This is a genomic window from uncultured Rikenella sp. (assembly GCF_910577125.1).
In the GTDB taxonomy this organism is placed as follows: Bacteria; Bacteroidota; Bacteroidia; order Bacteroidales; family Rikenellaceae; genus Rikenella.
The window spans coordinates 1-5,884 of the sequence record NZ_CAJTMN010000115.1; the positions used below are offsets into that span (position 1 = coordinate 1).

Consider the following 5,884-nt stretch of genomic DNA (forward strand, 5'->3'; position numbering starts at 1 on the left):
GGTCACCCGGACGCCGCCCGCGCAGGGCAGTTCCGTCCGGCACAAAGCTCGACCGTCGCCCGCCCGCGTAAAAGGGCATATTCTGTGGGTTGGCATCCAGCCAACCCATGAGAATTGCCGCGGGCGACTGAAATAAGCGTTGACACGCCCGCGCGCCAGACAAATAAGCCCCTACGACCCTCCCCGCAACGCCTTTCACAACAAAAAAAGGGTTTCTCTCGAATGAGAGAAACCCCTGTAAAACTTATTAGTAGGGTGAAGCAATCGGTCACCAATCGGCCAAATACCGACCCAGACCGACAATCGTCACCTACCCTGAGTGTTGTCCTTTTCCTTAGCCGCCGCATAGCTGATCGAAAGCGCATTGGCCCGCCGCAGCTCCTGTTTGATATCGGTCACCAGCCCCATTTTGGTAGCTGCGTCGATCTTCAGGCTGACGGTCATATCCGGCCGTTCGTTTTCTTTCAGTTTGTCGCGTTCGGCAGCGATGAACTCGGTGATGTTGGTCAGCGAGCTGTACGCCCCGTTGAGCTGGATACGCGGCGCCGTCCCGAGCTGTTGAACGAACTCTTTCTTGGGCGGCCCGACATAGATGTAGCTGACCAGCGATTTTTTCTCGAGTTTCTGCGCCTCGCTCGCCTTCGGAGAGTCGATCTGCACCTTCAGTTCCACCTCGCGCATCGTCGTGGTGGCCATGAAGAAGAACAGGATCATGAAGACAATGTCCGGCAACGATGAGGTAGAAATCCCCGGAGTACCTTTTCCTCCGCCCTTTCTTTGAATGATTGCCATGATTATTTTCCTCCTGTCAGGTTACGCGGTTCGGCTTCCGAGATTTTGACCGGAATCGCCTTGTTGATCGCCTTCTGCTGTTCAGGACTCAGGTCGGTATACGGCCTCCCGAACGATTTTTGCGCCAGGTCGTTTTTCGCTTCGTTATAAGCCTTGGTCAGTTCGTTCTGCACCTTGAGGTACATTTCGTAGCTGGTACCGCGGTCGTTCTGGAGCGAAATCAGCCCTTTGCTCACCGGATAGCTGCCGAGCAACGGAATTTCGGTCATCTCCTTCTCCGGCATAGAGGGGTCGTTGGTCGGGTTGGTGATAAAGGTTTTGGCCTTTTCGCTCAAGCCCGAGACATCCATCCGTTGTCCCGCCACCAGGAGCTGGTTATTGCCGCTGACGAACACCTGGAGCACGTTACGCTCGTGGGCGTCCATCCCCGGGTCGTTGTCCTGTTCGACCAGAGGGGGCAATTTCCGGGAGATCCCCGAATCGACGTTCATCGAAGTCGTCATCAGCCAGAAGATGAGCAACAGGAACGCGATGTCGGCCATAGATCCGGAATTGATTTCTGGAACTTTTCTTTTCGCCATCTTCGTGAGCGGTTATTTTTTGATGAGTTTGTAGACTTCACCGAAGAGGATGCTGAGGATCACCCCGATGAAGGCGATGTAAGTGGCATAAAGTGCCGTATCGCTGAACTTGAGTTCGAACGAGTCGTCCATCATCTTGCCGCTGGCGAGCCGGATCGGTTCGTCGCTCGCCAGAGCGTACGACACGAGCAGCACGACCACCAGCACACCCAGCCCGATCAGCGAGCGAGTAGCGCTCTTCGGATTCTGGAACACGGCGAACAGCGGCATGATAATCACCAGCGCAATGGTCAGGAGTACCATGACCAGCGCCCAGACGAGCATCATGTTGAGCGTCACGCTCTCTTCGCCTTCGACGAAGGTCGCCGCCCCGAGCACCACCAGAATGGCCGAAACGACCAGGAGGATGTATTTAATAATCGAAAGGTATTTCATAGTTTCGTTTGTGCCTAAAACACGCCACGGCGCTCCCGCAGAGCCCACGGCCGGAAACTTGCCCCGAACCGGTCGCCGCACGAGCCGAAGCCGTGTATGCGCGGATTATTTTTTCAGGTATTTGGTCAGGATGTCCACCAGCGAGATGGAAGCGTCTTCCATCGAGATCACGATACTATCGACCTTAGCGACCAGATAGTTGTAGAACAGCTGGAGGATCACAGCGGCGATAAGCCCGGCCACGGTGGTCAAAAGGGCGATCTTCATCCCCCCTGCAACCAGTGCCGGAGCGATATCCCCTGCAGCTTCGATGGCGTCGAACGCCGCGATCATACCGACCACGGTACCCATAAACCCGAGCATCGGCGACAGCGCGATGAAGAGCGAGATCCACGACATACCGCTTTCGAGCTGCCCCGCCTGTACCGAGCCGTAGGAAGCGACCGATTTTTCGACCACGTCGATCCCTTCGCTGGTCCGGTCGAGCCCCTGATAGAAGATCGAAGCCACCGGTCCGCGGGTATTGCGGCAAACGTCCTTGGCAGCTTCCACCCCGCCTTTATTCAGGGCATCTTCCACTTTTTCGAGCAGTTTCTTGGTGTTAACGGTAGCGAGGTTCAGATAGATCACGCGTTCGATCACGATAGCCAGCCCCAGCACCAAGCAGAGGAGGATCGGCGACATCCAGCCCACACCCCCTTCGATGAATTTCTGTTTCAGCGCCTGATGCATCGGCTGTCCGCCGAAGTCTTCGCCAGCCACCGCATCTGCAATGGCTTCTTCGGCCGGCGTGAGCGCCTCGGTCTGTTCGGTCTGCGCAGCAGCGGTCGAGTCGGCAGCGTCTTGCGCATACAGGTTCACGGTTCCGAAGGTCAGCAGACCTACCATGGACACGATTGTCAGAAGTTTTTTCATAGTGACGGTAATTTGATTTAGTTGTTTTGTTTGTTTCGTTAGTTCGTCGGTCATAGTTTCAGCGCGTGGCAGCCGCGCGGACGATTCGCTTTCCGGCATACGTGCGTCCACTCTCCCGGAATCGACCGCCTCTGAAAGTAACAGCCCCCAACCTCCCGTTCAACCGGTTTTGCGCCCGACGGAATGTTCGTCGACAGGCCTTTTACCCGCCCTATTTTTTGTCCGTCCGACAAAATCGGGACTACGTCGGTTGTCCGCAATCCCCGCCTCCCGTCAATAAAATTCCTGAACGGGATTCATCGCGCCGCCGTGGCTTGTTTTTCTCGTTTCCCGTCAATAAAATTCCTGAACGGGATTCATCGCGCCGCCGTGGCTTGTTTTTCTCGTTTCCCGTCAATTGAAACTCCTGAACGGGATCAATCGCGCCGCCGTGGCTTGTTTTTCTCGTTTCCCGTCATTGAAATTCCTGAACGGGATTAACTGCGCCGCTATGAGGCTTGTTTTTTCTCATTTCCCGTCATTGAAATTCCTGAACGGGATTAACTGCGCCGCTATGCGGCTTGTTTTTCCCCCGCCTCCCGGCGGGCTCCCTGCAATTACCTCCCCGAAAAATGCCCCATGCGCTGCATGTTTTGTACGGATGAACAGGAATTCTTCACCGAACAAGTTCGTTTCGATTTCTGTTCATCCGTACAACCCGCTTTGCGGGAAGGCTATTTTTCGGCTCGATTGCGGAGGAAAAGGGATTCGAACCCTTGATACCCTTTTGAGGTATACACACTTTCCAGGCGTGCTCCTTCGACCACTCGGACATTCCTCCATGTACTCCCGTTCAAAGACCGCTTTACCCCGTGACCGACAAGGAGTTACCCACACCGGACACCCCTCCGGCAGCGCCCCCGGCCCCGGGAAACGAGCCGTTTCAACGGGTTAAAGTTAGAATAAAAATTTATTGTGCACAATATCCCGCCAAAATTCCTCACTTTCCGCCCTCCCCTCTTCAGACCGTCATCTCCCCCCGGATCGACATCCTGAGGTAATTCATCAACTGCCCCTGCGACAATCCGCGCCCCAGGAGGTACATCAGTTTCGCCACCGCCGCCTCGGTCGTCATATCCCGCCCGCTCACCACCCCCGCCTTCAGGAGCGCCCTCCCCGTGTCGTAGAGTTCCATATCCACGCTCCCCGCCGCACACTGCGTCACATTGATCACCACCACGCCGCCCGCCACCGTCTCGGCCACCGTCTCCACGAACCACCCGTCGGTCGGCGCATTCCCCGCCCCGTAAGTCTCCAGCACGACCCCCCGCAGCCCCTCGACACCGAGCATCGCCCGGAAAATTTCGGGCCTCAGCCCCGGAAAAATCCGCACCACCGCCACCCGCGTTTCCAACGCCGTATCGGCCTTCAGCGAAGGCAGAAAGCTGTCCACCTTCCTGATATACGGTTCGTTGTATTTGATCGCAATTCCCGCCTCAGCCAACGGCGGATAGTTCGGACTGCGGAACGCATTGAAGTGTTCGGCATTGTATTTAATCGTCCGATTGGCCCTGAGGAGGCTGTTCTGGAAGTAGATACACACCTCGGGCACCATCCCCGAGGCGGCGATTTCGATGGCCGAGACCAGATTTTCCCGTCCGTCCGTCCTCAGCACCCCGATCGGGATCTGGCTTCCGGTGAAGATAATCGGTTTGGCCAGATTCTCCATCATGAAGCTGATCGCCGAAGCGGTATACGCCATCGTATCCGTCCCGTGCAGGACGACGAATCCGTCATAGCCGTCATAAGCGTCCCGAATCGTGACCGCCAGCCGTTCCCATTCGACGGGACTGACATTCGACGAGTCGATCACAGGGTCGAACGCGACGGTATCGATGCGTATTCCGAATTTGCGCAACTCGGGAACTTCGTTTCCGATTTGTGTGAAATCGAACGGAGCGAGCGAGCCGGTTTCTGGATTTGTTTTCATCCCGATCGTTCCGCCCGTGTATATGAGGAGTATCGACCTGTCCATATGTATGCAAAGCTAACATTTTTTTCTCACCGCGCATTCGGTTTCCGCCCCGGGCGAACGCCATCGGGAGACGGGCGCGCTGGGCGGAGTCGGCAACTACGGGTTCAGCTGGTCTTCCGATACGAGCGGCATCTACGGCCTGGACTTGAATTTGCATTCGCAGCGCCTCGCCACCAGCAACTCGACCAACCGCAGCTACGGTTTTCAGTTGCGTTGCCTCTCGGAATAAACGGTGCGTGTCGCACTCACAAATGGCCGGGTCTACCCTAACAGGTAGCCTCTATCCCATTTTACCGACACAGCCGCAGAAATGCGAAGCATTTCCCGTCCACGGGACGTGGGGCCTGCCCGGCCCGAGGGCAGTTCCGTCCGGGGCAAAGCCCGAAAGTCGCCCGCCCGCCTAAAAGGGCATATTCTTGTTGGTTGGCGCTTGGCCAACCAACAAGAATTGCCGCGGGCGACTCAAACCGCGCACCGACGCCTTAGGAGGGAAATCGTCAAAATGTGCTGGCACGTTTTGACGGGATTTCCCCCGGCGCGCGGACAAAGGACGGAACGGTACTTGGTCTGACTTTACACGGGACGCCGATGTGCCGCTGAACGGGACTTTCCCGTACTACTCGGACGGCAAAGAGGGGGAAAAATACACCAATGGGGATTTCAAGGCGACCAACGGTCGGTTGTACAAGGTAAGCACATCCGGCACGGGAACCCCGCTTGCCTGGTACCCCGCCCCGGGCCTCCGCGAGAGAGCCAATGGCGGACTGGTGAACGTCGGTATCCACGGATTCAGCTGGTCTTCCGTGATAGGCGGTATCAGCGGTCTGGACTTGAATTTCCATTCGCAGATCCTCAACGCCAGTGCTTCGGACTGCCGCGCCCACGGTTTTCAGTTGCGTTGCCTCTCGGAATAAACGGAAGCACGGCATCTTTTAATGGTTGTCCCCAATAAACAGCCAAAACCCTGCGACCCGCAGGGTCGCGCGGGCCGGAGCCACCCCCGGCGTAGGCCTGCAACTCGACGAAGCTCGTTTCCGGCCACGCTGGCTCCGACCCGCTCCAACTCGCCCAACCCACAACCCAATTCTCCGCCCGTTCGTCCTCGGCGCGCCCCCCCGCCGCTAAAGCGTCGCTGCGCCCGAGGCCG

General features: G+C 57.1%; 7 protein-coding genes and 1 tRNA gene. 2 read left to right on the top strand and 6 right to left on the bottom strand.

Annotated features, from left to right (window positions below; genetic code table 11):
• Positions 1 to 306 precede the first annotated feature (306 nt).
• The 4 genes from QZ292_RS09240 to QZ292_RS09255 all read right to left on the bottom strand — a co-directional run bounded on the left by QZ292_RS09240 (position 307) and on the right by QZ292_RS09255 (position 2,723).
• Entirely contained in the window at positions 307 to 792 is a 486-nt protein-coding gene (locus tag QZ292_RS09240) for a biopolymer transporter ExbD (protein WP_294600849.1), read from the bottom strand.
• 2 nt (positions 793 to 794) lie between these two features.
• A complete protein-coding gene (locus QZ292_RS09245) occupies positions 795 to 1,373 on the bottom strand; it encodes a biopolymer transporter ExbD (protein ID WP_294600851.1) in 579 nt (192 codons plus the stop codon).
• Between the two features lie 12 nt (positions 1,374 to 1,385).
• On the bottom strand, positions 1,386 to 1,808 hold the full coding sequence (locus tag QZ292_RS09250) for an ABC-2 transporter permease (protein ID WP_294600853.1): 423 nt from the start codon (positions 1,806 to 1,808) through the stop codon (positions 1,386 to 1,388).
• Between the two features lie 105 nt (positions 1,809 to 1,913).
• Positions 1,914 to 2,723: a MotA/TolQ/ExbB proton channel family protein gene (locus tag QZ292_RS09255; protein WP_294600855.1), complete on the bottom strand. Its 810-nt coding sequence runs from the start codon at positions 2,721 to 2,723 to the stop codon at positions 1,914 to 1,916.
• 183 nt (positions 2,724 to 2,906) lie between these two features.
• Between QZ292_RS09255 and QZ292_RS09260 the strand changes: the two genes are divergently transcribed.
• Positions 2,907 to 3,203, top strand: coding sequence for a hypothetical protein (locus QZ292_RS09260; protein ID WP_294600857.1), 297 nt, complete (start codon positions 2,907 to 2,909; stop codon positions 3,201 to 3,203).
• 252 nt (positions 3,204 to 3,455) lie between these two features.
• On the opposite strand, the gene QZ292_RS09265 is transcribed toward QZ292_RS09260, so the two are convergent.
• Both QZ292_RS09265 and QZ292_RS09270 read right to left on the bottom strand, forming a co-directional pair.
• Positions 3,456 to 3,543, bottom strand: a tRNA-Ser gene (locus tag QZ292_RS09265).
• 180 nt (positions 3,544 to 3,723) lie between these two features.
• Positions 3,724 to 4,737, bottom strand: a complete 1,014-nt coding sequence (locus tag QZ292_RS09270) for an asparaginase (protein WP_294600859.1) — start codon at positions 4,735 to 4,737, stop codon at positions 3,724 to 3,726.
• 590 nt (positions 4,738 to 5,327) lie between these two features.
• On the opposite strand from QZ292_RS09270, the gene QZ292_RS09275 reads away from it, so the two are divergent.
• Positions 5,328 to 5,651, top strand: a complete 324-nt coding sequence (locus QZ292_RS09275) for a hypothetical protein (RefSeq protein ID WP_294600861.1) — start codon at positions 5,328 to 5,330, stop codon at positions 5,649 to 5,651.
• The last annotated feature ends 233 nt before the right edge of the window (positions 5,652 to 5,884 follow it).

Coding starts and splice junctions, on each gene's coding strand:
- QZ292_RS09240 (WP_294600849.1), bottom strand. CDS start 792: ATGGCAATCATTCAAAGAAAGGGCGGAGGAAAAGGTACTCCGGGGATT.
- QZ292_RS09245 (WP_294600851.1), bottom strand. CDS start 1,373: ATGGCGAAAAGAAAAGTTCCAGAAATCAATTCCGGATCTATGGCCGAC.
- QZ292_RS09250 (WP_294600853.1), bottom strand. CDS start 1,808: ATGAAATACCTTTCGATTATTAAATACATCCTCCTGGTCGTTTCGGCC.
- QZ292_RS09255 (WP_294600855.1), bottom strand. CDS start 2,723: ATGAAAAAACTTCTGACAATCGTGTCCATGGTAGGTCTGCTGACCTTC.
- QZ292_RS09260 (WP_294600857.1), top strand. CDS start 2,907: ATGTTCGTCGACAGGCCTTTTACCCGCCCTATTTTTTGTCCGTCCGAC.
- QZ292_RS09270 (WP_294600859.1), bottom strand. CDS start 4,737: ATGGACAGGTCGATACTCCTCATATACACGGGCGGAACGATCGGGATG.